The sequence below is a fragment of the Butyricimonas sp. genome (assembly GCF_019423355.1).
Taxonomy (GTDB): Bacteria; Bacteroidota; Bacteroidia; order Bacteroidales; family Marinifilaceae; genus Butyricimonas; species Butyricimonas faecihominis.
This window is the reverse complement of record NZ_JAHZBP010000002.1, coordinates 317,605-343,332: the sequence shown is the minus strand read 5'-3', so window position 1 is coordinate 343,332 and position 25,728 is coordinate 317,605. Positions and strand designations below refer to the sequence as shown.

Annotated in this window: 27 protein-coding genes; 21 read left to right on the top strand and 6 right to left on the bottom strand. The window is 40.8% G+C overall.

Going from position 1 to position 25,728, the window contains the following annotated elements:
• The first annotated feature begins 1 nt into the window (after position 1).
• The 10 genes from QVC79_RS04155 to QVC79_RS04110 all read left to right on the top strand — a co-directional run bounded on the left by QVC79_RS04155 (position 2) and on the right by QVC79_RS04110 (position 9,840).
• Complete coding sequence (locus tag QVC79_RS04155; protein WP_270593584.1) at positions 2-1,246, top strand: competence/damage-inducible protein A; 1,245 nt, start codon at positions 2-4, stop codon at positions 1,244-1,246.
• A 385-nt stretch (positions 1,247-1,631) separates the two neighbouring features.
• On the top strand, positions 1,632-2,699 hold the full coding sequence (locus QVC79_RS04150) for a hypothetical protein (RefSeq protein WP_270593585.1): 1,068 nt from the start codon (positions 1,632-1,634) through the stop codon (positions 2,697-2,699).
• 368 nt (positions 2,700-3,067) lie between these two features.
• Complete coding sequence (locus tag QVC79_RS04145) at positions 3,068-4,249, top strand: OmpA family protein (RefSeq protein WP_229782881.1); 1,182 nt, start codon at positions 3,068-3,070, stop codon at positions 4,247-4,249.
• A gap of 177 nt (positions 4,250-4,426) precedes the next feature.
• Complete coding sequence (locus QVC79_RS04140; protein ID WP_124318023.1) at positions 4,427-4,975, top strand: FKBP-type peptidyl-prolyl cis-trans isomerase; 549 nt, start codon at positions 4,427-4,429, stop codon at positions 4,973-4,975.
• A 158-nt stretch (positions 4,976-5,133) separates the two neighbouring features.
• Positions 5,134-6,213, top strand: a complete 1,080-nt coding sequence (aroC, locus tag QVC79_RS04135) for a chorismate synthase (RefSeq protein WP_151411440.1) — start codon at positions 5,134-5,136, stop codon at positions 6,211-6,213.
• Between the two features lie 82 nt (positions 6,214-6,295).
• On the top strand, positions 6,296-6,586 hold the full coding sequence (locus QVC79_RS04130; RefSeq protein ID WP_027201158.1) for a hypothetical protein: 291 nt from the start codon (positions 6,296-6,298) through the stop codon (positions 6,584-6,586).
• A 57-nt stretch (positions 6,587-6,643) separates the two neighbouring features.
• Positions 6,644-7,354, top strand: coding sequence for a M48 family metallopeptidase (locus QVC79_RS04125; RefSeq protein WP_124318345.1), 711 nt, complete (start codon positions 6,644-6,646; stop codon positions 7,352-7,354).
• A gap of 245 nt (positions 7,355-7,599) precedes the next feature.
• Positions 7,600-8,136: an NUDIX domain-containing protein gene (locus QVC79_RS04120; protein WP_124318344.1), complete on the top strand. Its 537-nt coding sequence runs from the start codon at positions 7,600-7,602 to the stop codon at positions 8,134-8,136.
• Positions 8,137-8,141: 5 nt separating this feature from the next.
• Positions 8,142-8,648: an O-acetyl-ADP-ribose deacetylase gene (locus QVC79_RS04115; protein WP_151411441.1), complete on the top strand. Its 507-nt coding sequence runs from the start codon at positions 8,142-8,144 to the stop codon at positions 8,646-8,648.
• Positions 8,649-8,760: 112 nt separating this feature from the next.
• On the top strand, positions 8,761-9,840 hold the full coding sequence (locus QVC79_RS04110) for an Mrp/NBP35 family ATP-binding protein (RefSeq protein WP_270593588.1): 1,080 nt from the start codon (positions 8,761-8,763) through the stop codon (positions 9,838-9,840).
• A 28-nt stretch (positions 9,841-9,868) separates the two neighbouring features.
• Here the strand turns inward: QVC79_RS04110 and QVC79_RS04105 are convergent, their stop codons facing one another.
• The gene (locus QVC79_RS04105) at positions 9,869-11,212 is read right to left on the bottom strand and encodes an MATE family efflux transporter (RefSeq protein WP_270593590.1); all 1,344 of its coding nucleotides are present in this window, start codon (positions 11,210-11,212) and stop codon (positions 9,869-9,871) included.
• A 125-nt stretch (positions 11,213-11,337) separates the two neighbouring features.
• Here QVC79_RS04105 and QVC79_RS04100 point away from each other — a divergent pair, with 125 nt between their 5' ends.
• The gene (locus QVC79_RS04100) at positions 11,338-12,366 is read left to right on the top strand and encodes an HPP family protein (protein ID WP_270593592.1); all 1,029 of its coding nucleotides are present in this window, start codon (positions 11,338-11,340) and stop codon (positions 12,364-12,366) included.
• Between the two features lie 146 nt (positions 12,367-12,512).
• Here QVC79_RS04100 and tpiA read toward each other — a convergent pair whose 3' ends face one another.
• The 3 genes from tpiA to QVC79_RS04085 are packed head-to-tail and all read right to left on the bottom strand — an operon-like array spanning position 12,513 to position 15,118.
• Positions 12,513-13,283, bottom strand: coding sequence for a triose-phosphate isomerase (gene tpiA, locus QVC79_RS04095; RefSeq protein WP_087419890.1), 771 nt, complete (start codon positions 13,281-13,283; stop codon positions 12,513-12,515).
• A 26-nt stretch (positions 13,284-13,309) separates the two neighbouring features.
• Entirely contained in the window at positions 13,310-14,554 is a 1,245-nt protein-coding gene (locus QVC79_RS04090) for a BT_3928 family protein (protein ID WP_270593594.1), read from the bottom strand.
• 24 nt (positions 14,555-14,578) lie between these two features.
• Positions 14,579-15,118, bottom strand: coding sequence for a DUF1599 domain-containing protein (locus QVC79_RS04085; protein WP_124317644.1), 540 nt, complete (start codon positions 15,116-15,118; stop codon positions 14,579-14,581).
• A 101-nt stretch (positions 15,119-15,219) separates the two neighbouring features.
• On the opposite strand from QVC79_RS04085, the gene folP reads away from it, so the two are divergent.
• Positions 15,220-16,056, top strand: coding sequence for a dihydropteroate synthase (gene folP / locus QVC79_RS04080; RefSeq protein ID WP_124317645.1), 837 nt, complete (start codon positions 15,220-15,222; stop codon positions 16,054-16,056).
• A gap of 10 nt (positions 16,057-16,066) precedes the next feature.
• Here the strand turns inward: folP and QVC79_RS04075 are convergent, their stop codons facing one another.
• Together QVC79_RS04075 and miaB are read right to left on the bottom strand one after the other, a co-directional pair.
• Positions 16,067-16,612, bottom strand: a complete 546-nt coding sequence (locus QVC79_RS04075) for an RNA methyltransferase (protein ID WP_270593596.1) — start codon at positions 16,610-16,612, stop codon at positions 16,067-16,069.
• Positions 16,613-16,672: 60 nt separating this feature from the next.
• A complete protein-coding gene (miaB, locus tag QVC79_RS04070; RefSeq protein ID WP_270593597.1) occupies positions 16,673-18,004 on the bottom strand; it encodes a tRNA (N6-isopentenyl adenosine(37)-C2)-methylthiotransferase MiaB in 1,332 nt (443 codons plus the stop codon).
• A gap of 427 nt (positions 18,005-18,431) precedes the next feature.
• Between miaB and QVC79_RS04065 the strand changes: the two genes are divergently transcribed.
• Genes QVC79_RS04065 through QVC79_RS04025 form a run of 9 tightly spaced genes read left to right on the top strand, consistent with a single transcriptional unit; the run spans position 18,432 to position 25,642 of the window.
• Positions 18,432-18,956 carry a UpxY family transcription antiterminator gene (locus tag QVC79_RS04065; RefSeq protein ID WP_124317648.1) on the top strand — a complete coding sequence of 175 codons (525 nt, stop codon included), beginning with the start codon at positions 18,432-18,434 and terminating at the stop codon, positions 18,954-18,956.
• Between the two features lie 4 nt (positions 18,957-18,960).
• Complete coding sequence (locus QVC79_RS04060) at positions 18,961-19,644, top strand: hypothetical protein (RefSeq protein ID WP_270593600.1); 684 nt, start codon at positions 18,961-18,963, stop codon at positions 19,642-19,644.
• Between the two features lie 29 nt (positions 19,645-19,673).
• Positions 19,674-20,075, top strand: coding sequence for a sugar 3,4-ketoisomerase (locus QVC79_RS04055; RefSeq protein ID WP_270593601.1), 402 nt, complete (start codon positions 19,674-19,676; stop codon positions 20,073-20,075).
• Positions 20,063-20,497, top strand: a complete 435-nt coding sequence (locus QVC79_RS04050) for a sugar 3,4-ketoisomerase (RefSeq protein WP_416336075.1) — start codon at positions 20,063-20,065, stop codon at positions 20,495-20,497. The genes QVC79_RS04055 and QVC79_RS04050 overlap by 13 nt, the downstream gene beginning before the upstream one ends.
• On the top strand, positions 20,484-21,413 hold the full coding sequence (locus tag QVC79_RS04045) for a GNAT family N-acetyltransferase (RefSeq protein ID WP_270593603.1): 930 nt from the start codon (positions 20,484-20,486) through the stop codon (positions 21,411-21,413). The genes QVC79_RS04050 and QVC79_RS04045 overlap by 14 nt, the downstream gene beginning before the upstream one ends.
• Positions 21,410-21,871, top strand: a complete 462-nt coding sequence (locus QVC79_RS04040) for a GNAT family N-acetyltransferase (RefSeq protein ID WP_270593605.1) — start codon at positions 21,410-21,412, stop codon at positions 21,869-21,871. Before QVC79_RS04045 ends, QVC79_RS04040 begins: the two co-directional genes overlap by 4 nt.
• Positions 21,865-22,974, top strand: coding sequence for a DegT/DnrJ/EryC1/StrS family aminotransferase (locus tag QVC79_RS04035; protein ID WP_270593606.1), 1,110 nt, complete (start codon positions 21,865-21,867; stop codon positions 22,972-22,974). The genes QVC79_RS04040 and QVC79_RS04035 overlap by 7 nt, the downstream gene beginning before the upstream one ends.
• On the top strand, positions 22,964-24,271 hold the full coding sequence (locus tag QVC79_RS04030) for a CDP-glycerol glycerophosphotransferase family protein (RefSeq protein WP_270593607.1): 1,308 nt from the start codon (positions 22,964-22,966) through the stop codon (positions 24,269-24,271). The genes QVC79_RS04035 and QVC79_RS04030 overlap by 11 nt, the downstream gene beginning before the upstream one ends.
• A 24-nt stretch (positions 24,272-24,295) precedes the next feature.
• Positions 24,296-25,642 (top strand): Gfo/Idh/MocA family oxidoreductase, encoded by a 1,347-nt coding sequence (locus QVC79_RS04025; protein ID WP_270593609.1) that lies wholly within the window; start codon positions 24,296-24,298, stop codon positions 25,640-25,642.
• Positions 25,643-25,728: the final 86 nt, after the last annotated feature.

Here is a 25,728-nt window from a genome sequence, read left to right as displayed (position 1 = left end):
AATGAAAGCTATTATTATTACTATCGGGGACGAGATTCTGTTAGGACAGATTTTGGACACGAATTCACAATATATTTCGAGGCAGTTGACCCGTTTGGGGGCCGAGGTGGCGGATATATTGTCTATTGCCGATCAACGGGAGGAGATTTGGCAGTGGGTGGATTACGCAATGAAACAAGCGGAACTGATCATCGTGACTGGGGGATTGGGACCGACAAAGGATGACATGACGAAAAAGGTGCTGGCAGAATATTTCGATACTCGCTTGGTGATGAATGAAGAAGTGTTGAGATGGATCGAGAAGTTGCTGGAGAACGGGGGAATGAGAATGAACGAGGGAAATCGTAGTCAGGCTATCTTACCGGAATCGGCCAAAATTCTTTACAATCGGAAAGGAACGGCTTCTGGGATGTGGTTTGAACGGGACGGAAAGGTATTGGTGTCTTTGCCGGGTGTTCCTTTCGAGATGGAGGATTTGATGATCCAGAGCGTGATCCCGGAATTGCAGCGCTTGTATCCGCACTTGCATCTGGATTACAGGATGTTGAAAGTGTATGACATCCCGGAATCAGAGTTGGCTCTTTTGTTGGAGAAATGGGAAGAACATTTGCCGGAAGGGTTCAGCTTGGCTTACCTGCCGTCGCCGGGATTTGTGAAGTTGCGCCTGACGGCTAAGGGGGATCAGGTTTTTAACTTGGATGCCCGTTACGATAGCTTGAAAGAGACTCTTGAAGGACAGCATTACACGGAGGGGGAGAATGGAGGAACGGAACGGGAACTTGGGGAATTACTGATGTTGAAGGGAAAGACGATTGCCACGGCAGAGAGTTGCACGGGTGGAAATATCGCGGCTCAGCTCACGTCGATATCCGGTTCTTCCGCCTACTTTAGAGGGAGTGTGGTGGCGTATGCCAATGACGTGAAGGAACGGGTGCTGGGAGTTCGTCCTGAAAGTTTGGAACAATTCGGGGCAGTCAGTGAACCCGTGGTACGGCAGATGGCAGAAGGAGCCCGCCGTTTGATCGGGACGGATTATGCCGTTTCTACTTCCGGAATTGCCGGGCCGACTGGCGGTACGGCGGAGAAACCGGTGGGAACCGTGTGGATCGGGGTTGCCGGGCCGGAAAGAACGATTGCCCGCAAGTTCGTGTTCTCGTTTACCCGTGAAAGAAATATCGGTAAGGCCACGATGAAGGCGATTGAAATGGTTATCGAAGAAGTGCGTAACGGGGCAGTAAATAGATGAATTATTTATAAAGTGAATCCGTCGTGAATCATAGTAAAAAGGCGGGTCTCGGTAAACTTTTTTGTATTTCATGTTCCTATTTCGAAAATATAAATTACATTTGCACATCTCACTCAGAAAATAATACAACGTGTAGCGACGCTGAAGGTATTATAAAGCCTCCGGTGCGTGGCTATGCGTAGTGTTAAATTTTGGGTGAGATCTTAATTTACAGTCCGGAGGCTTTTATGTTTTGTATGTAATGTAAATAATACATATTGATATTGTTCGTAGGGTAACAATTTTAAAATTCTAATTTCACTAAAATAGCGGGGCCGTGACGGTTACCCGCTTTTCTTTTGTACTTGGCAGGAATTTTGTTATATTTGAGAAATAAATTTTTGCTATGAGAAAGTTTACATTGTTGCTGTTTTTCGTTGTTCTTTGGTCGTTTTCTTATGCTCAGATGGGTGGAGAACAATATTTTGTTGATATACATGGTGATTTGCGTTATGAATCTCGGGATAGATTTCAAGCATCACTTTCCACGAATATCTTCGGGGATAAGGTTTACAAGGATAATCGGGGAAACGAGGTGAAGTATTCGAAGGCAATGTGGGAGAAGGTGCCGGGGAAGGATAGACCTTATTTTGAAGATTTTTTGTTCTCTGAGCTGATACATAAATACCGGGCTCGGAGAAACGTGAAGGAGGTGTACGAGATTGATATTTTTGGAGATGCACGATATCGGAATAATCAGGGACAGTCCATGACATTAAGGCGAAATATCATGGGGGAGTTGGAATATTTCAGTAACGAGTTTCGAGCCACGTTAGGAAAAGATATTTTTGAAAATATAATATATAAGGATAACCGGGGAAATAAGGTGACCTATTCAAAAGAGTTTCTTGGCAAGATCCGAAGAGGAAGACATAGAGGAGACGGGAATGTTGAAGAGTTTTTGTTGTTAGGGTTGGCCAAAGATGTCGGGAAAAAGAAAAATTACACGGAAGAGTACACCGTGGATATATTCGGAAATATTGAATACAAGAATAGCGAGGGACGTCGAGTTTCGATAAAGAAAGATCTGTTTGATGACTTCGAGTACAAGGATAATCAGGGGGTAAGTCTTTCTATCCGGAAGGATATTTTTGATCATGTGCAGGTAAATGATGGCAGGGGAAACAAGGTGGATGCCGGGAGAGATATTTTTGGTGATCTCCAAGTGAAAGATAATAAAGGAAATAAATGGAGCGTGGAACGGGATATATTCGGGGATTTGAAGTTTCGTCATAATTATAAAGAGTGTGCCACCTTGAAGAAGAATATTTTTGACGAGAGAGAATATTCCGATAACAAAGGGAATAAAGTCAAGTATTCGAAGGAATCGTGGGATAAGATGATAAAGACATACGGAAATGACGAGAAGGTTTTTTCGATGTTGTTGAAAAAGTTTTTCGTGGAGTATCGTTAAGACCTTTTGTCATGCGATTGGGATTTTGGCATATACTATGGCGATGATTGTATTGTAGTCTGTCAATAAGGCAGGCGTGCGTGTTAGAGGTGTATTGATTTGCAATTTTTTTTTACGTTCTTGATTTTGGCTTTATGGGCATATTTATGTCGATAGTCGTGTTTTATTAACAAAAAGATGTTGTTTTTGGCATAATATTTGTTAATTATCTCCTTGTTTGAATTGGTATAAAGTTAATTAAAATTTTTAGTGTGATTTTTTCCTATGGGAGTGTAACATTTTTAAACGAAGTCCCGTATTTCGAGTGTTATTTAAGATCAACTTAGATATATAACAAGCAAACAATAGTTAACAAACAGATGATGAATATGAAAAAGACGTTTATTTTGTTATTTGTAGCGATTTTGCCATTATTGGCTAGCGCACAAAAAGAAGAAGTTAAGGTGACTGTGGTAGAAGAAGAGTCTACGGCTCCATGGCGTGGTTTTGTTACCAATGGATTTTGGGATAACTGGTTTATTTCAATAGGTGCCGGTGGACAAGTTTATTTTGGAGAGTATGATAGTAAGGATGATTTCGGGCGTCGGATTACCCCGACATTTGATTTTTCCGTGGGAAAATGGTTGATGCCGACATTAGGAGTTCGGGCTCAGGTTGGTGGTTTCACGTTAAAAGGTTTGACATCTGATCCTGCTAATATTTACGCTAAAGGTCCTTCTCGTGTAGACGGATATTACAAACAAAAATGGCAACAGTTTAACGTGCATGTTGATGGATTGCTGAATCTTTCCAATTGGATTGGTGGTTACCGTACGGATCGTTTCTACGAGGCAGTTCCGTTTGCCGGTTTTGGTATGATTCATGGTTGTTCTTCTGCGGATAACACGAAGTTTATGTTCGTGGCAGGTTTGATCAATAAAATGCGTTTATCTAACGCTTTTGACTTTAACATCGAAATCAAGGGTAGTTTGGTTCCCCAGTCATTTGACGGTGATACCGGCGGTAGCAAGGGTGAAGGTATTTTGGGCGTAACAGCCGGATTTACGTATAAATTCAACCAACGTAATTTTAGAAGAGAGAAACCGACAGAAATCATTTCTACCGGAGTTTCACCGGAAATGTTAAGTGCTGCAGAGGCTAAATTGGCAGAGCAAATTCGCCGGGCAGATCGTTTGCAGGATGAGTTGAATCAAGCTCGTAAGGCTCAACCGCAAGTTGTTAAAGAGGTAAAAGCTGCTCCATTGGCTATATTCTTTAATATCAACAAAGCAAACATTACCGCCAAGGAAATGATTAACTTGAAATACTACGCGGAGATTATCAAGAGCAATCCGAATCAAGTTTATAGAGTTACCGGATATGCAGACAAAGCAACAGGTACTCCTGCTTACAATCAGAAGTTAAGCGAGAAACGCGCTCAGAACGTGGCTGACGCTTTAGTGAAGAAATTTGGTGTTAAGGCCAGCCAATTGCAAGTAGTTGGTAAGGGTGGTGTTGACAATCTTTACGAGGGAGGAGTTCAATTGAGCCGCGTGGTTATCGTTGAATGATATGAAGACTACATAACTACTAACCATATATACATTTGAGGTCGGGATAAAGGGTGATACTTTTATCCCGGTCTTATTTTATTGCTCTTGCGGTTTTATATAACTTTTAGCTTTTCGCTTTCAGCTTTTCGCTTAATTAGTTGTATCTTTGCCCGTGAATAATTAAAAAACAGAGAAATGATAACAAAGAATAAGTTTGTAACCGTGAGTTACGAGTTGAGAACGGCAGCGGATGCAGAACCCATCGAGATAGCTGATGAGAAGACCCCCTTAGAGTTTATTTGCGGTCAAGGGCAAACATTGGAATATTTCGAGATGAACCTGTTGAACTTGAACACGGGGAATTCTTTTGATTTCCATATTCCGGCTGCTAACGCTTACGGTGAGGTGAACGAGGACATGATTGTAGAGTTACCTAAAGATATATTCGCAGAAGTTGAGGCGGAAGAGTTGATTCCCGGAAACGTGCTGCCAATGCAGGATAGTTTGGGGCGTCACCTGAACGGGACAATCGTTACCGTGGGTGACGATACGGTGACCATGGATTTCAATCACCCGATGGCCGGCAAAGATTTGTTTTTCAAGGGTAAGGTGTTGGCAGTAAGAGACGCTACAGATGAAGAACTGGAAAGCTTACATTCTCATAAATGTGGCGGCTGCCACGGTTGTGGATCTGATGGCGGTTGCGGTTCAGAACACTCTTGCGGTGACGGTTGCTGCCACTAATTAATTGAAAATGGAAAATTGAAAATGGAAAATTGGGATAATCAAGTCTTGATTTTCCATTTTTTATACAGACCAAAAGTTTAATCTACGTTGATCTTTGAATATTGAAGTGTTGTTTCCCTTCATTTTCAATTTTCAATTTTCAATTTTCAATTGTTATGAACACGATTGGTAAGTTATACACGTTAACCTCTTTCGGAGAGTCACATGGGGAGGCTCTGGGGGGAGTGATTGATGGGTGTCCAGCGGGACTTCCCTTGTCGGTGGACGAGATTCAGTATGAGCTGTACCGAAGGAGACCGGGACAGTCTTCCGTGACTACTTCAAGGACGGAAGAAGACCGGGTGGAAATTCTTTCGGGAGTATTCGAAGGGGTGACTACAGGTACACCTATTGGTTTTGTCGTGCGGAATAAGGATCAGCGGAGCCGGGATTATGACGAGATAAAAGATTTATTCCGTCCGTCTCATGCCGACTACACGATGCAGGCGAAATATGGTATTCGGGATTACCGGGGCGGGGGACGTTCGTCAGCCCGGGAACACGTGGTTCGTGTGGTGGGGGGAGCTGTGGCTCGTCAAGTTTTGAAAAGACTGGGCATTTCTGTTCATGGTTACACGTCTCAGGTGGGGCCGATCGTGTTGAATAAAACTTATTGCGAGCTAAATTTGGAGGAAACGGAGGCTAATGTGGTACGTTGTCCTGATTCGATGGTAGCGGGGGAAATGGAATTGTTTATCCGAAAAATGCAGGAGGAACAGGATAGTGTGGGAGGGGTCGTGAGTTGTGTTATCCGGGGAGTTCCCGTGGGTGTAGGAGAACCCGTGTTTGATCGTTTTCAGGCCCGGCTGGGATATTACATGATGGGAATTAATGCGGCGAAAGGTTTCGAGTATGGCGAGGGATTCCATGCTGCAAGTATGCGGGGGAGCGAGCATAATGATGCTTTCGTGCTGAGGAACGGGCAAACGAGGACCTTGACAAATCATGCCGGGGGAGTTTTGGGAGGAATCACTAGTGGAGAGGATATTTATTTCCGGGTTGCTTTTAAGCCCGTGGCAACGATCGGTCAGGAGCAACAAACTGTGAATCGTTTCGGGGAAGAGGTGACTTTCATAGCCCGGGGACGTCATGACCCATGCGTGGTGCCTCGTGCGGTTCCCGTGGTGGAGGCGATGGCTGCCATGCTGGTATTGGATATGATGCTGGAGGCCGGGAAAGTACCCTCTCGGGTATGAAAGAAGTAAATATTTTTTTGACAATAAGCTTGTTTAGGATGATATTCTTTATTAATTTTGTTGGAAATTAAATATCAGTGTTATGGCAAGTATTAGAAGATTGAAGAAAGATGTTGATTATTTGACTTTCGCGGTAATCGCCGATTGTATGAATTACAATTCTAGCGTGGGGAAGAGTGAGCCGGAAGTTGTTAACATCGTGAAAAAGATGGTTGAATATAGAAATGAAACGAGAAGTAAAATTTCTGCTCGTAAATCATTTAACGATAAGAAAGAAGCTAGATCTTATTATAAAGGAATATCTATCGATCTATTGAAAACAGTAGACGGAGAATTTACCCGTTTGAGCGAGTTGGTAAAACAGAACGCTTAAATGATGATTGCCCCCAAATGTTTGAGCTACCACGTTCTGTGGTAGCTCTTTTTGATGATGAACGACGAGATTGTATTACCGGGAATCGGCAAGGTGAAGGTGAGACGGGGAAAGAATATCCGTTTCCTCTCGGTGCGAATGGCACCGGGTAGAGGCGTGTGGGTAAACGTTCCCTTCGGGGTAAGTGGACGGCAGGTAGAGGAATTCGTGCATACACAACGGGACTGGATAGAACAGAATTTGGCGAAGATCAAAGTCTACGAGAAAGACACGGGGGTGGGGTTAGGCATGGATTCCGAGGTGAAGACGAAGTTCCACGTGCTGAAAGTGCTTGCCTGTGACGAACTTCGTCCATACTATAAGATCGAGGGAAAAGAAATCCACCTGTATATTCCCCGTGGTACGGCATACTCGAAAATTGCTCCCTACGTGGAAAATTTCTTGGTAGAGATTTATCGCATGGAGAGCAAGCGTTACTTGCCGGGACGGGTGAGGGAACTGGCAACGCGGTTCGGTTTCCGTTACCGGGCATTGTCTTTTCGGAATAATATATCGAACTGGGGGAGTTGTTCGGCGGATGATAATATCAGCTTGAATGTGAAATTGATGAAATTGCCGGATGAGATTATTGATTACGTGATTCTGCACGAGTTATGTCATACGGTTGAAAAGAATCATTCCAGTAATTTTTGGGCGTTGATGGAAAAAGTGTGTCCCGGGTGTATGCAATTGCGTCGTAGGTTACGTCAGTATAATACCAGAGTTTGAACGGTATTCTTTCTTCACGGCTTGCTAGCCAGAACGTGAGAATGAACACGATTCCCAACATAGATAATAGCATTTCGACTCTTTTCATGATGCAAGTTTTAATATACGTTTTATGCTGAAATGTGGCCAAATGTTACGTTCTCGGGCGTTTTTTATTGATATATTTGTAAATGTTGGGAAAAGAGGAATCCAGCTTGAGTTTTATTCGTTATATTTGGTAGTTATTTCTTAAATAAGTGAAGACAATGGAAGGACAATATTGTTATCAATACCCTCGTCCGGCAGTGACCACGGATTGCGTGATCTTCGGGTTTGATGGGGAGATATTGAAGGTGTTATTGGTGGAACGGGGCGGAGAACCCTATAAAGGTTGCTGGGCATTTCCGGGTGGGTTCCTGAATATGGACGAGACGACGGATGAATGTGCCGTGCGGGAATTGGAGGAAGAAACGGGCTTGAGAGATGTGTTTGTAGAGCAATTACAGGTTTTTTCCGGCGTGGACCGAGATCCCCGGGGACGGACAATTACGGTGGCTTATTATGCTTTGGTGAATCCCGTGGGGATAAAAGTGGCCGGATATGACGATGCGGCAGATGCTCGATGGTTCACCTTGTCGGATATGCCTTCTCTGGCTTTTGATCATGAACACGTGTTGCTGGTGGCATTACATCGTTTGGCATTGAAAGTTTATTTACAATTGAACGGGATCGAGGAACTAGATGAACATTTCAAGGGATTTGACTTGAAACGTTTGCAGGATCTGATTCCTGATAAATTATAGGATACATGGATAGATTGGAAATCGTTGAGGCGGATATTACCACGTTGGACGTGGATGCAATCGTGAATGCGGCGAATACTTCCTTGCTGGGAGGTGGAGGTGTTGACGGAGCAATTCACCGGGCTGCTGGCAAAGAGTTGTTGGCGGAATGCCGGACGTTGCACGGATGCCGGACCGGGGAGGCGAAAATTACAAAAGGGTATAATCTGAAAGCTCGTCACGTGATTCACACGGTAGGACCGGTTTATTCTAACGGGCGACAGGGGGAACCGGAGTTGCTGGCGGCATGTTATCGGAATAGTCTTGCCTTGGCCGTGGAAAACGGTTTGAAAACCATCGCTTTTCCTCTGATCAGTACGGGTGTGTATGGTTATCCGTTGGAGGAGGCAACCCCGATTGCTTTGCGTGAGATCAAGGCCTTCTTGGAGACACATCCGAATTTTGAGCGGGTGATTGTTGCTTGTTTTAGTCGTAAAGCTTATGATTTGTATATGCAATTGACAATGGAATAATGACAATAATTTGTAACTTTTAAGCCTGTTGACCTTAACAAAACGAATGTTTGTTGGGAAATTAATTTATAAACAGTAATTTTGTCTGGAAGATTTATAAAAAACAGATATTATGCAAGAGATAGTAAAAGAGATACGTGACGTTTTGTCGGAAGTGAAATATCCCGGCACTTCGAAGAGTATCGTTGCGCTGGATATGGTGCAGAATATAAAGGCTGAGGACGGTAAGGTGGATTTCCGCTTGGTATTCCAAAAGTCCAATGACCCGTTCGTGGGAGCGGTGAGAAAGAAATGTGAATCTCTGTTGAAAGAGAAATTAGGATATACAACTGTGGAGATTGAAACCGTGTTCGTACATGACTTGGAGAAACCTTTGGTCTTGGAGAAGGTGAAACATATTGTTGCCGTGTCTTCAGGTAAAGGGGGAGTCGGTAAATCAACGGTAGCTTCAAACTTGGCGGTAGCTTTGGCTAAATTGGGGTATAAAGTCGGGTTGGTGGATGCTGATATTTATGGACCTTCCATGCCGAAAATGTTCGGGTGTGAGGATGCCAGTCCTTATATGGTAGAAGTAGGAGGTAAGGAGTTGATCGAGCCGGTAGTGAAATACGGGGTGAAGTTGTTGTCGATCGGTTTCTTCGTGGACCCGGATTCTGCCACCGTATGGAGAGGACCGATGGCTTCCAATGCTTTAAAACAGATGGTAGAAGGCGGTTTCTGGGACGAACTGGACTTTATGCTGATTGACCTTCCTCCGGGAACAAGTGATATTCACTTGACTTTGGTACAGACTGTTGCGCTGAGTGGTGCGATCGTGGTTAGTACACCGCAACAGGTGGCCTTGGCTGACGCCGTGAAGGGTATCAATATGTTTGAATCCCCGGGAATACAAGTTCCCGTGTTGGGATTGGTTGAGAATATGTCTTGGTTTACTCCTGCGGAATTGCCGAATAATAAATATTATATCTTCGGTAAAGAGGGTGCCAAAAAACTTGCTGACGAGAAGGGATTGCGTCTGCTGGGACAGATTCCAATCGTGCAGAGTATTATGGAAGGAGGCGAGAATGGTAGCCCGGTAGCCTTGGATGAAGATAGTGTCACTGGACAGGCATTTATAGAACTGGCTCGTAATGTAGCTCACGCTGTGGATGAAACAGGAGAGACCGCAAAACGGGTTCGGGTAACGAAATAATGGAGAAAGGGGCTTGAAAAAGCCCCTTTCAAACTCTTTTATACATCGCATTTATACAAATCACGGCAAACGTGATAAATTCTGCCACGGCTACCGCTAGCCAGATCCCTTTGATTCCTAACCATAATGGTAGGAGGAAGAAGCAAACCACAGGTAATATGAGTCCTCTTAACACAGTAAATATCGTTGCCAGTCGTGACTTTTCGATACTCATGTAATACCCGATAGCGGTGATGTTGATTCCGAAGAAAACATAGCATATCGAGAAAAAGGGAATCCCGAATACGGCATACTTCCATGCATTGTTTGTGTGGTCCGCAATGAACAGGGATACGATTTGTTCCCGTAGTAAAATCGTGAGGACTAAGAAAAACAAGCCTGTTGCAATTGTTGCTATCAATGCCAGCCGGAGTGCTTGTTGCGTACGTCCAAGTGCCGCACATCCGTGATTGAAACTGATAATGGGTTGTGCCGATTGGATGATGGCATTGAAAACCATAAATATGATCGGGAAAAAGTAGCACATGATGCTGAATGCTGCCACTCCGTCCGTACCGAGGTAACTCACGAACACATAGTTCCCGGTTAGCATCATCACACCGATGGCTACCTCCCCTAGGAATGCCGAGAAACCCAAACGAATGATATATCCGCTATTACGTAGTGTGAGTTGTATACTCTTTCGGCTGAATTTTAGTTTACCGAGACGAACACGAGGGGAATTACGTAATAAATAGGCAACCATGAGAATACATCCCACGATTTCACCGATACCGGTAGCCACGGCGGCACCCGTCAATCCCCATTTATACACGAATATAAATAGATAGTCGAGTACGATGTTGATTACCGTGGAGATTGTCATACACCACATGGCAATTTTTGGTCCGTCAATACGGGTGAAGAAAGTAAGCACGCAGAGAGCCGTCTGGAACATGGCAAAAGCGGCATAAGCGATCAGGTACTCTCGTGCCAATCCGATAATATCTTCGGGAGTTCCGAGGATTCGAGCCACAGATGTCGGGAAAGCCATGACAAGGATAGATACTAACGTCATGCCGATAAAAGAAACAAGCGTTGCTTGCGTGGCATTGATGTTAGCCACACGTTCTTTTCCCCGGGCTAGGTTGATCGATACCATGATTGCCCCGCCCATACCAAACATTAATCCCATTCCGGCAGCGAACACGAATAACGGGGCGGCAATATTTACCGCGGCTAAAGCGTCACTACCAATTCCACGACCGACGAAAACCCCGTCGGTGATCACGAATAAAGCCGAGAAAACCATACCCAGCAAGGTCGGGAATAGTTGTTTACAGAACAACTGTCCGACTTTCATTGAACCAAAATCTATACTGTCTCGTTGCATGTATATATAATTTTTTTAGCTCGGCAAAGGTAGGTCGAATAAAACGGAGAAAAATTAACCTATGATAATTACGGATTATTTTGTGTACTTTTGTCGTAAAATAATGAATAAAGGGAGATTTTAGAATGCTGAAAAGTGCAAGCGGAATGCAAATGTTCGGGGATATAGTTCGACGTAAACGCTATTTTTACGCCTTGTTAATGATTTTGCTAATGATTGGTGTAGCAGAATTGTTGATGGAAAGGGAAATTATCTTTCCGGAAATGGCAGCCTTGACAATCGGTATGTGGATCGTGGATAAACGGGTGTGGCAGGTGAGTCGGGTAAGTATGGTCGCTCTCATGATTTTAGGTGCTGTGGCAGGTGTGTGTATCGTATGTTATTCTCCTTTCCCCTTGCTTGTGAATCTGGCGTTTGCCTTTATTTTTGCCGCAATCTGCCTCACGTTATTTCGTGCAACTTTGGTACCGCAGATTTCTGCCTGTATGTTACCTGTGTTACTGGGGACGGAAAGTTGGGTTTATCCGGTAGCTGTACTTGTTATGTCGGTTATTGTTGTTGGTGGACAATGGGGGATGGAGAAAGTTGGATTGCGGGAGAGGGTGACTTATACGCCCGTGATTGTCCATTGGAAGGATAACTTGGTACGTTGGTCGTTTTTATTGGTGACAGTGATAGCGGTTGCCACATTGGCTATCTACACGAGAAACTTGTACTTCATTCTTCCTCCGTTGATCGTGACTTACGTGGAGTTTGCCAATTCGAAGGCCGGGTTCCGCAATCGTCCCGTACAGGTTTTATTGGTCTTGTTCACGGCGGCTGTTATTGGCGTGTTCTTTCAGATCGTGGGACATAAATACTTGCATTTACCGGAAGTTGTGGTTGTACTCCCGATTTTTCTTTGTATGTTTTCTTTGTTTGAATTTCTAGGAAAGTTCTTTGCCCCGGCGGGAGCTGTTGCTTTGATTCCGATGATCATTCCCGAAGAAGGTTTGTTGTGGTTGCCTTTGCAGGTTCTCGTGGGAGCTACGTTATTTATTGGCTTGGCAATGATCTGTTTCCAGCGTTGTCTGCGCTGGCCTCGGGCGCAGTTGATTGTGTGTCTGGTTCCACCTTTTATAAGGGATTTGAGGAAGAGAAATAAGAGTTTGTAAAGTTTATAAAGTCCAAAGTGACGGGTGTCCTTCGGACCGTGTTTAACGGCAGCACTAGCTGCCGTTGGTAAAGCGCCCCGCTAGGGATCCACGGACCTTATAAACTTTATGAACTTTATGAACTAAAAGGGCTTTTCGCCCTTTATTTAATGTCTTGCTCTCGCTTTGATGATTTCGAAGAAATCTGCCGCTTTCAGGGATGCACCACCGATAAGTCCACCATCCACGTCCGGATTAGAGAAAATAGCGTCGGCATTTCCAGCGTTACAGCTTCCTCCGTAAAGGATTGAAGTTTCGTCAGCTACGGCTTGTCCGTATTTCTCTGCTACAACAGAACGGATGAAAGCGTGCATTTCTTGTGCCTGATCGGGAGTAGCGGTTTTACCGGTACCGATAGCCCAAACCGGTTCGTAAGCGATTACCACATGAGCGAATTGTTCCGGGGTAAGATTGAAGAGCCCGTCGGTCAACTGTTGTTTCACAACTTCGAAATGTTTCTCGGATTCTCTTTCTTCCAGTACTTCACCCACGCAGAAGATGATTTCCAACTTGCTGTCTAGGGCTTGTGCAACCTTCTTCACGAGAATAGGACTTGTTTCGCCATAGTAGCTTCTTCTTTCAGAGTGTCCTAAGATCACGCATTTAGCACCCGTGGAAGCTATCATTTCAGCTGAAATCTCACCCGTGTAGGCTCCGGCTTTTTCCGTTGCGCAATTTTGGGCAGCCACCATGATGGAAGATTCTGTGATGTTATGAGCCACTTTTGCCAAGTGGATAAAGGGAGTACCGAGAACAACAAGAACGCCTTCTCCGCCTTCTTTATATCTCACGTAATCATTCACTTCTCTAGCCAATTCAACTCCTTCAGCGAAGGTTTTGTTCATTTTCCAGTTACCTGCTACAATCTTTTTTCTCATATCTTTATGTTTTGAATTGTTTGTGCTTAATTGTTTCTTTTCCCTTTTCTACGTGGAATCAGTAAATATGCTACAAAGAAAAGAAGGATAATGGAGTAAACCAAATAAATTCGTTGCATTTGTTCCCTTGAATACACGCAATAAGCTGTCAAGTCGGTATCCTGTAATTCTTTCACGTCGGGAACATCTTTTCCGGCCCATTTGTCGAGAATTGTGCCTTCCCGGAGAATGATCACACCGGGGTTAGAACGAATCATGGTTTTTAACTGAATCTCGTCAGCCGTACAAAATTCGTAGGGGACGTGATTCCGCTTTTTATATGCTTCAATATCCCGTTCCGTGGATGAGGTTAACCCGTAGAATCGAATTCCTTTTTCGCGAGCGTACTCCGCCAGTCGGTTGATGGCGGGTTGGTATTGTGTATCACTCTGGTTAAGGTTGTATGCTACGGCGAGGATCGTGTGATTATCGTCTTCCAAAATTTCTTCTGTGATGTTACCAAGCGTGGGGTGTTCGATTACAAGGTCATGAATCGGTGTGATATATCCTTTCTTTACCAGTCGCTCCGAGCTACTCTCGTATTCCCAATTCAGCGTGTCTTGCCATGGGTAGTTTTCTTCCGTGAAAGACCGGATCTCTCCGGTTTGCTTGTTTTTATACTTTAGTGTGACTTCGTATTGATCCGGTTTGGCTCCTTCGGGAAGTCTCATGCCTTCCATGATGTTCTTGCCGACAGCGTAAGGACGGAAATCGAGTACGGGCAGGTGACGATAGCAATAGATGGAAAGACATAGCATTCCGGCTCCTGCTAGGGTGAGAAACGAAAATTGTCCCATCAAGGAAAGCGATGATTTGTATTCCTTGCGGTACACGAAGATCATGATGGCCAACAAGAACAAAATGATATTCTTCCAAAAAGTTTGCCAGTTCGTCAGGATCATGGCATCCCCGAAACAACCGCAGTCACTCACTGGATTCGTTAGTGCCAGTACGAGGGTCAACGGGGTGAAAAAAGCCATGAATAGCAGAGACCCCCATGCCATGCGGGATACCCATAAATTAAACAACAGGGCAGTTCCGATCAGAAATTCTGCCAGTGAGAGGGCGAAAGAGAAAAACAACGTGGTTGCGTTCATCCAGCCCATGCCGAAAGCGTTGAAATAGTCAGTGAATTTGTAATCAGATCCTAACGGGTCAATTCCTTTCACGAATCCGGAATAGATGAATACTATCCCGACAATAATCCTGCACAGGTTTTTGACGAGTCTCATGTTTGTTTATTTTCCGGTTAGACCTTACTCTTGCTCCACGACAAGGCGAATCAACCCGAAAACGGCGTAATTTACCATGTCGAAGTAATTTGCATCGATACCTTCCGATATGATCGTGGTACCTTGGTGATCTTCTATCTGTTTCGTACGGTTAATCTTCATCAGAATCAGGTCTGTGTACGAGCTGACCCGCATCTCTCGCCAGGCTTCATCGTAATCGTGATTCTTGGCAAGCATCAGTTCCTTCGCTTTAAGAAAATAATTCTGATACAGGCGAAGGACTTCATCTTGGGGGGTGTCGTTACCCGGTCCGAGTTGGAGTTGGATCAGTCCCATAATGGAATAGTTGATGATCCCGATAAATTCGGGAACAATGCCTTCCCCGACTTTCGTAATCCCCTTTTCTTCAATACTGCGTATACGGTTTGCTTTGATATAGATCTGGTCGGTGATGGAGGTCGGGCGGAGTATTCTCCAAGCTGTCCCGTAGTCCTGCATTTTCTTTACGAAAATATCCTGACATATATCTATCACTTTATCATATTCTTGTGCTGTATTTGGCATACTCTATTTATTTTTGATAATGAAATCTGAAAAATAAATTGTTAATTTGTCCTGTAAAAGTACTCAAATAATTGAATATTGGAAATCGAAAGTTGAAAATTATGACACATATAACGATCGGAGCGGAAAAGGTTAGCTTGGAGAAACCCGTGGTGATGGGTATATTGAACGTGACACCGGATTCTTTTTATGACGGGGGAAAGTACACGAGCGAGTTGAAGATCATGGAACGGGTGGATGAGATCGTGGAACAAGGAGCCGGGATTATTGATGTTGGGGCGTATTCAACCCGTCCGGGAGCAGCGTTCGTGGATACTCAGGAGGAGTTATCCCGGTTGAGTTTTGCCCTGGAATTGATTCGTAAGTACCACCCGCATCTACCGGTATCGATTGACACGTTCCGGGCCGACGTGGCGAAAGAGATCAGTCATTGTCTCGGATCGGTAATCATTAATGATATTTCCGGGGGGACGATGGATGACAAGATGTTCGAGACGGTGGCGGAATTAGGACTTCCTTATATCATGATGCACATTCAGGGAACACCTCAGGATATGCAGGTTAATCCTCATTACGATGACGTCGTGCGTGAGGTTCGGGAGTTTTTCACGGAACGGATTACTCGTTTAAATGCTTTGGGATTTAATAATATAATATTGGATCAAGGATTCGGTTTTGGAAAGACTGTAGCCCATAATTACGAGTTGATGGATAAAATGGAGTCCTTCCTGGATTTGGGTTATCCTTTATTGGTGGGAATCTCCCGAAAATCAATGATTTGGCGTTTACTGGAGATTACACCCCAAGAGGCATTAAATGGAACAACCGTACTGAACACGATCTCTTTGTTGAAAGGGGCACATATTCTTCGGGTTCATGATGTGCGAGAAGCTGTGGAAGCCGTGAAAATCGTAGAGGCGATGAAAAGGAGTGTATAAACTTTACGACCTATTTCAGTTGTTTATAAAATAGCGGATGGATGACCTGCCATAGCACGATTCCGGCGGTGACGGATATGTTGAATGAATGTTTGGTCCCGAATTGTGGGATCTCGATACAGTCATCCGAAAGATCAACCACTTCCTGCTGTACTCCTTTTACCTCGTTGCCGAAGATGAAAGCATATTTTCGTCCGCTTTCGATGGTAAATTGTTCTAGGGAAATACTGTTTTCCACTTGTTCCACGGATAAAATGGTGTATCCCTCATTTTTTAATGCCTGAACCGCATCGGTGGTTTCCTCGAAATACTCCCAATCCACGCTTTCTTCAGCTCCGAGGGCTGTTTTATGTATTTCCCGGTGGGGTGGTGTTGCCGTGATACCACAAAGATATATCTTGGAAAGCCGGAAAGCATCGGACGTGCGAAACACGGAACCAATGTTATTCAAGCTGCGCACGTTATCCAGTACGACCACGATCGGGAGTTTTTCAGCGTCTTTATACTCTTCCGTGGTGAGTCTGTTCAGTTCTTCATTGAGGAGTTTACGAGACATGTTAATTGAAAATTGAAAATTGAAAATTGAAAATTGAGTATTTTCGATTTTCAATTAGGGTTATTGATTTATTGCTTCACCGATAAGGGTTGCAGGGGTACATTCCGTGACACGAACCTGAACGAGTTTACCGACTTTAGCCCCGTTATCCGGGAAGACGATCACCTTATTCTGGCTGCTGCGACCGAAAAGTTCATCCGATTTCTTCTTGGAAACCCCTTCCACAAGTACCTCGAATACTTTGCCCACGTCTTTCAAGTTGCTTTGGTGAGAAATCTCCACTTGCATATCAATGAGTTCCTGCAAACGACGTCCTTTTACATCCTCGTCCACGTTATCCGGCAAGTTGCGGGAAGCCATGGTACCCGGACGTTCCGAGTATTTGAACATGAAAGCGGAGTCGAACATCACCTCTTTCATCAAGGCAAGAGTCTGCTGGTAATCTTCCTCGCTTTCATTGTGGAATCCGACGAACACGTCCGTGGAAATTCCACAATCGGGGACGATCTCCCGGATGGCATGAATCCGGTCAAGATACCATTCACGGGTATATTTTCGGTTCATGTCTTTCAGTACGGAATTACTCCCGGATTGGAAGGGTAGATGGATGTGTTTGCAAATATTGGAATGGGTGGCTATCGCACGTAGAATGTCATCATTCATATCTTTTGGGTGTGACGTGGCGAAACGGATACGCATGTTGGGTACCGTTTGGGCAACCATGGCAAGTAATGCCGGGAAATTCACTTCCTGATTATCTCCCCGCCAGAGGTAGGAATTTACATTCTGACCGAGTAGTGTCACTTCCTTGTAACCTTTGGATTGAAGGTCTAGAACTTCATTGACAATACTTCTGGGACTTCGGCTACGCTCGCGGCCCCGGGTGTATGGAACGATACAATAGGTACAGAAATTATTACATCCCCGCATGATGGAAACAAATCCGGATATGGCTGTTTCGTCAATTCGGGAAGGGCAGATGTCCTTGTAGGTTTCTGTGGTAGAGAGTTCAATATTGATGGCTTTCTCGCCTTTTTCGGCTTTCTCAATTAAAGAGGGGAGATCCATGTACGCATCGGGACCAACCACGATGTTCACGTTCTTCTCCTGTTCAAAAAGAGCCTCCCCCAAACGTTCTGCCATACATCCCATGATGGCAACCAGCACGTGTGGATTCTTTTTCTTTACCTCGGAAAATCCTTGTACCCGTCCGCGAACCCGTTGTTCCGCATTTTCACGCACGGAACAGGTGTTCACCAGAATCACGTCTGCTTCACTTTTTTCTTGCGTCCGTTGGTATCCTTTGTCTTCCAAGATGGCTGCAACCACTTCACTATCTGCCACGTTCATCTGGCAACCGTAAGTTTCGATATAAAATTTCTTTACCTTCATTCCTGATTTTATTTGCAGGAGGCAAAGGTAATGAATTTTAGTCTACGGGCTTTCTATTTTCTTTTAAAAATACAAAACCATACTTTCGTTTGTCTTGGAAATACATATAGTGTATATGTTATCGTTATCTCTTCGTTCCTATAGAGCATGTGTTCATCGATAGTATATCGAAGAGATAACGAAGAGATGTAAGAGTTGATGAAACTCAGGAATTTATTAAGTTTTGAGGAAAAATGTATTTGAAAATTTGCATTGAAAATCTTTATGAACTACATTTGCCCCGTTCATTTGTCTAATATGGTCCTCTCTGTTTAAGAGGCGGACGTTTAGGAAAAGGGCGTCTTATTTAATTCTTCGGGCAAAGATCACTCCGTGGATGATCAGGAGGCGCAGCTTTGTCCTAGAATGAATGAATAAAAATTATGTAATGCTTAAATTGTCCGATAGCGAGCTACATTGGTATGTTGCAAATACTTGTCGTCAGGAGAAAAAGATAAAACAGCGTTTGGATAGCATGGGGATCGAGAATTTCATTCCGTTCCAACAAATTGCACGAAAGATTCATGGTGTTGATAAATTAATAGAAGTACCGGTTATTCCTAATCTGGTATTTATTCATACGACCTTTAAATCTTGCATGTCATTGATTCAAGAATATGCTTTTGATATGCGTTATTTGAGGGATCGGGAAACGGGTAACTTTTTGATTGTTCCCGATAAACAGATGAATGATTTTATGTTCTTGCTTGATTTCTCCAAAGAAATGGTAGAGGTGGTGAACGAGAATCTGAAAAAAGGCGATAAAGTACGTGTCATAAAAGGGGATTTTGCTGGGATCGAGGGTGAATTGATCCGGGTGAAAGGTCATAAAAGAGTGGTCGTAAGGCTGGAAGGGGTCGTGTCTTTAGCTACAGCGTATATTCCTGGTAGTTTTCTGGAAAAGATAGAATAGAAGAATGAAGAATGATTTTTTTCATGACTTGTACATGTCCATTCGGGATGTACGAGTAAGAGATTGTTCTGCAATGTCATTATCTCATTTGCTACATGGTTATTTGTCCGTGTACGCGATGGTACGGGTTTCTCCCACTTTGGAACGGGAGTATGGAACACTGCAGGAAATTCATGAACGGTTACGTGAAATAGCCAAGGAATTGTCTAAGGCAATGAAAGATACCTCTATCGAACTGGACGAAAGGATAGGGTACGTGGCAGATTTGATGGATGCTTATCAGACATATTCAGATATGGATCTTTTGAATGAGGCGTTGGATGCGGCTTATCGGATATTGACCGTGGACGAGAAAGGGAAGATCGTGATACCGGGTAGAACTCCTAACGTGTGTCGATTACTTTGTAATTGGTACTATTTTACGGAGGAGGAGTGGTGTTTGGAGATGGCAGAAAGGATTGCTGGAGATTACGATAATCTGAAACAAAAGCAAGTATGGCAGTGGTTGCGGACGGAGAGATGCTTTAAAAATTTGTCAGAAGATACGATGTTTTGGGAGAGATGGAATAAAGAAGAGAGGGAGATTTTGAGTAATATCATTGGTTCTATAGAAAATACCGGAATAGCGGGTAGAGAAACTTTTTGTTTCGAGATATTGGGAATGTGGGAATTGAAGGGGAAAATTTAGTATAAATATCTTTTAAGATTAATAAAAGTATGGTGGATCAAGCAAGGATTATAGAGCTTCCTAAATTTCTAGATGTAAGAGGAAATTTGTCTTTTGTGGAAGAATTGAAACATGTTCCTTTTAAGATAGAACGAAGTTATTGGATATATGATGTTCCAGGAGGAGAAATTCGAGGAGGACATGCTTATAAAGAAAATCAAGAATTTATTGTGGCTCTTTCTGGTAGTTTTGATGTAATTTTAGATGATGGAGAGAATACAAAAATTTATTCTTTAAATAGATCTTACTATGGTCTATACGTACCGAAGGGAATGTGGAGACAAATGCAGAATTTCTCGACGAATTCACTAGCTTTAATTTTAGCTTCAACTCATTATTCTCCAGTTGATTATTTGCATGATTACGAAGAGTTTAAAAGATGGATAAAATAATAAAAACCACAGTATATGATTGTTCTCTTATAGAGTTAAGTAAACATCATCATGAAAAAGGTAATATCACTGTAGTTGAAAATAATTTTACAGTGCCTTTTGGCATACAACGTACGTATTATTTGTATGATATTCCTGGGGGAGAATCTCGGGGAGGGCATGCACATAGAGAATTACACCAATTAATTATAGCAGCAAGTGGGAGTTTTAGTGTCACTTTAGATGATGGAAATGTGAAACGGACTTTCATGCTTAATAGACCATATCAGGGACTGTTAATTGTACCAGGAATATGGAGAACTCTTGATGATTTTTCTTCTGGTGCGGTTTGTTTGGTTTTGGCTTCAAAGAAATATGATGAACTTGATTATATTAGAAATTATCAAGAATTTATAGTTTACAAAAACAATGGAATTGAGTAAGGTTTCTGCAAAAGAATATAACAATTATTTTGCTACAGTATTTCATGTGTTTAACACTGTTGAATTTTCAGAGTTAAATTCGAATAAATGTGAATCTATACATTATTTACTTTTTATTGATAAAAAAGTTCGTTTAGGAATTGTTTTGGGTGAGAGAGAGAATATGCTATTGTCTCCTTTTTCGGCTCCTTTTGGAGGCCTTACTTTTATGAAATCTGATATTCGTTTAGAGTATCTAGAAGAGGCTGTTAAGTTGTTGGAAAATTACGCTTTTGAGACAGGCAGATTAATAAAAATTTCATTACCACCATCTATTTATGAGCCTTCTTTCATATCTAAAGAGATAGGAGTATTTGCACGTTCTCATTTTAAAGTTCAATATGTGGATTTAAATTATCAGTTTGAAACTCAAAATTTTTCTTTGTATGAAGAACAGATAGCTCGAAGTGCACGCAAAAATCTTCATAACTCTTTTAAACAAAATTTTTTGTTTAAAAAATTGAATTCAGAATGTGCATTTGATGTTGAGAGAGTATATGAGATAATTCGTGTTAACCGGGAAAGTAAAGGATTCCCTTTAAGGATGAGTTTACAAAATGTATTGGATACAGTGAATGTTATAAAGGCTGACTTTTTTGTTTTAATATATCAAAATGAAGACGTAGCTGCAGCACAAGTTTTTCACGTTTCGACTGATGTTGTACAAGTGATTTATTGGGGTGATGTTCCTGGACATGCGGAATTAAGAGCGATGAATTATTTAGCTTATAAAGTGTTTGAATATTACGCATCTCTGAAGATAAAGATAGTTGATATTGGCCCCTCTACTGAAAATGGAATTCCTAATTATGGACTTTGTGAATTTAAGGAAAATATAGGTTGTTCTATCTCTTTAAAATATACGTTCTTATTATGAATAATTTGGAGGTCGAGTTTGTAGAATTTGATAGGGTATTTTTAGGGGTCAGTTGGAAATGGTTAATGGATGATGAAATTAGAACATTGACGAATGCTTCTTTTATAACAAAGTCTCAACAAGAAGAGTGGTTTGCATCTTTACCTTCTCAAGCTGATTATTATATATGGGGAATAAAATATTTAGATATACCAATAGGTGTTTGTGGTATAAAACATAAAACATTAAAAAATGGAGAATATTGGGGATATATAGGAGATAAAAATTACTGGGGAAAAGGAATTGGTAAAGTAATGCTTCAATTTATAGAGCATAAGGCTAAAATGATGAATCTTAATGCACTTTATTTACATGTATCAAGTGATAATATTCGAGCATTGAAATTGTATTCTCACTATGGTTTTTTGATTGAATCAAAAGATCGAAATTTGATAAGAATGAATAAGAATTTATGGTAAAATTTTTAGATTTACAAAAAGTTTCGGCGAAATATGGTGAAGAAATTCATCAGGCGGTGAAGCGGGTCATTGATTCTGGCTGGTATTTACAAGGGCAAGAAAATGAAAAGTTTGAAGATGAGTATAGTCAATACATAGGAGTTAAGCATACAATAGGTGTTGCAAATGGTTTAGATGCTCTTATTTGGATATTTCGCGCCTATATAGAAATGGGACTGATGAAGCCTGGGGATGAGGTCATTGTTCCTGCGAATACATACATAGCTTCAGTGTTAGCTATTAGCGAGAATGGTTTAAAACCGATTTTTGTGGAGCCAAGACTGGAAACTTATCAGATCGATGTTTCTAAAATAGAGTCAGCAATAACTTCACGTACCAAAGCTATTCTTATTGTTCATTTATATGGACAATGTGCTTATACAAGTAGAGTTGGGGAGTTATGTGAAAAATATAATTTGAAGTTAATTGAGGATAATGCACAGGCTCATGGCTGTTTGTTTAACGGTCTAAAAACTGGGTCTTTAGGAGATGCTGCAGGGCATAGTTTTTATCCGGGCAAAAATTTGGGAGCTTTAGGAGATGCGGGAGCTATTACAACAAATAATAAGGAATTAGCAGAAACTGTTAGGACATTAGCAAATTATGGTTCCAAAAGAAAGTATATTTTTGAATATACTGGTCGTAATAGTCGTTTAGATGAAATTCAAGCTGCAATTTTAAGAGTAAAACTGAAACATTTAGATGAAGATTTATATATCAGAAAACGGTATGCTCAATATTATATAGAAAACATAAAGAATTCATTAATTGTGCTTCCTCAAGTTGTTGATTTTAAATCTCATGTATTTCATATTTTCCCAATTCGTTGTAGTAAAAGGGACAATCTTCAAAACTATCTATTACAGCATGAGATTCAAACGATAATTCACTATCCGATACCTCCTCATAAACAAAAATGTTATAAACAGTGGAATCATTTAACATTTCCTATTACTGAACAAATACATGCGGAGGAATTGAGTATACCTCTTAGTCCTGTGATGACAGTAGAAGAGATAGAAAAAGTCGTTGAGGTTATAAATAAATATCCTAATGAAAATTGATTATTTAAAAAAGGTATTGAAAAAAATCATACCTAATGGTATCAAAAGACTTATTTATCATTTGATATTTCGAAATCGATATATTTATCAACAAAGGAAGAATCAAATAATTTTAAAAGAAATACAAAAAAAAAACAATATTAAAATTGTTTTTTTTGTTTTGAGTGAATCGGCATGGAAGTATGGAAAACTATATGATTTGTTAAAAAAAAGTTCACGTTTTGATCCGTGTATCTTGGTGTGTCCTATTGTGAATCAAGGAGATTCTTACATGAAGTCCGAGATGGAAAAGTGTTATACTCGATTCAAAAATGAAAATTACAAGGTTTATTGTGCTTATAATTTTGTAACAGGAGAGTATTTTGATGTAAAAAAGGAGTTAAATCCAGATATAATTTTTTATTCAAATCCTTATAGAGGATTAATAGATGATCGTTACTATATTACTCATTTTTCTGATGTTTTGACATGTTATGTTCCTTATGCGTTCATGTCTGTGAAATATGACTGGAGTTATGATTTGGAGTTTCATAATTTATTGTGGACTTTTTTTATTGAAACAGAACTTCATAAAAAGTATATCGAGAAAAGACAATGTATACATGGTATTAATCTTTGTGTAAGTGGGTATCCTGGATGTGATGCTTTCATGGATAATAATAGACAGTGGAGAGATGTATGGAAAATAAAAGATAAAAAAATAAAAAGAATAATTTGGGCTCCTCATCATTTACTTCATGATGGACAATGTCGTTCTAATTTTTTAAATTATTATGAAGAAATGTTAGTATTAGCCAAACAATATGAAGGGAAGATTCAGATAGCTTTCAAACCTCATCCTCTTTTAAAACAGAGATTGCTAAATGAACCGCAATGGGGGCCAGAGAGAACGAAAACCTATTTTCAACGTTGGGCGGAATTACCTAATGGGCAATTAGAGGAAGGTGTGTATGACGATTTATTTTTGAGTTCAGATGCTTTAATACATGATTGTGGTTCATTTTTAACAGAATATCTTTATATCGGAAAGCCTAGTTTATTTATGATTAGTCCAAATATGGATCAGAAAGGACAAAATGAATTTGGTAAACGAGCTCTTGAGGTGCATTATTTATCTTATAATCATCAACAAGTAATAGATTTTATTGATAGAGTAGTACTTGGAGAAGATGACTATATGCATGATACTCGAAAAGTATTTTTAGAAAGTATAGTCTATCCGCCACATAATCAATTAGCTGCAGAGAATATAATGAGTTATTTAGAAAATGAATTTGCTCAAGGAAAGAATGCTTAAAATGGTCTAGATTATAAATACAGTATGTTGAAAGTTATAACTTATGGAACCTTTGATTTATTGCATCAAGGGCATATAAATCTTTTGCGAAGAGCTAAAGCTCTTGGAGATTATTTAATTGTCGGTGTAACAACAGAAAATTATGATAAAAATAGAGGAAAGTTAAATGTTCGTAAATCTCTAATGGAAAGAATTGAGGATGTAAAAAGAACAGGTTATGCAGACGAAATTATAATAGAAGAATATGAAGGACAAAAAATAGATGATATTTTAAAATATGATATTAATATTTTTGCTATTGGCTCCGATTGGTTGGGAAAGTTTGATTATTTAATGGAATATTGTAAAGTTATTTATTTGGAAAGAACGAAAGGAATTTCTAGTACTCAATTACGTTTAGGTGATCAAAAAATTATAGAAATTGGAATAATAGGTAGTGGAAGGATTGCAAATCGTTTCGTTCAAGAATCTAAATATGTAAGTGGAATTGATGTAAAAGGCGTTTTTAATCCTAATATTGAATCAGCCCGAAAATTTTCTGATAATAATGAACTTGGTTTTTATGCAGATAAATTAGATGAATTGATGCGACAAGTTGATGCTGTTTACATAGCTACACCTCATTTACTTCATGCTTTTTATATACGGGAGGCTTTACTAGCGGGTAAACATGTGCTTTGTGAAAAACCTTTGGTACTGGATAGTTTAGAAGCACAAAATTTGTATTCATTGGCAAATTCTAAAGGATTAATTTTGAAGGAAGCAATAAAAACTGCTTTTTGTCCAGGATTTCAGCATCTATATACGATAGTAAAAAGTGGTGCGATAGGAATAGTAAAAGATATTGAAGCTTCTTTTACAAAATTGGTATATGGAGAAGTTCGAGAATTAGATCCGAAACAAGCAGGAGGGAGTATTACTGAATTAGCTTCATATACATTATTACCAATTGTAAAAATCTTGGGTTCTAATTTTAAAGATATAAATTTTTATACTTTTAAAAAAAATGATGTCGATCTTTTTACTCGAGGAATAATAACCTATGATAACTCTATCGCAACGTTTAAAGTTGGTTTAGGTGTAAAAACAGAAGGACACTTGATTATCAGTGGAACTAAAGGGTATGTTTATGTTCCAGCTCCATGGTGGAAGACGGAGTATTTTGAATTACGTTATGAAGATCAAAATCTGTCTAGAAAATTTTTTTATAAGTTTGAGGGAGATGGATTAAGATATGAAATAAATGATTTTTTGCATTCCATAAATTTTCCAGAGATGAGAAGTCATTATTTATCTAGGGAAGAATCTATTACAATTTTGAGAATTATAGAACTTTTTTTGAATAATAAGAATGTACATTACATCAAATAGTTAATTAATAGTTTCTTGAGTATAAACATTATTGAGTTGATACTCGTAAGTATAAAAATATTTAGGATAAAATATGGATATGCTTG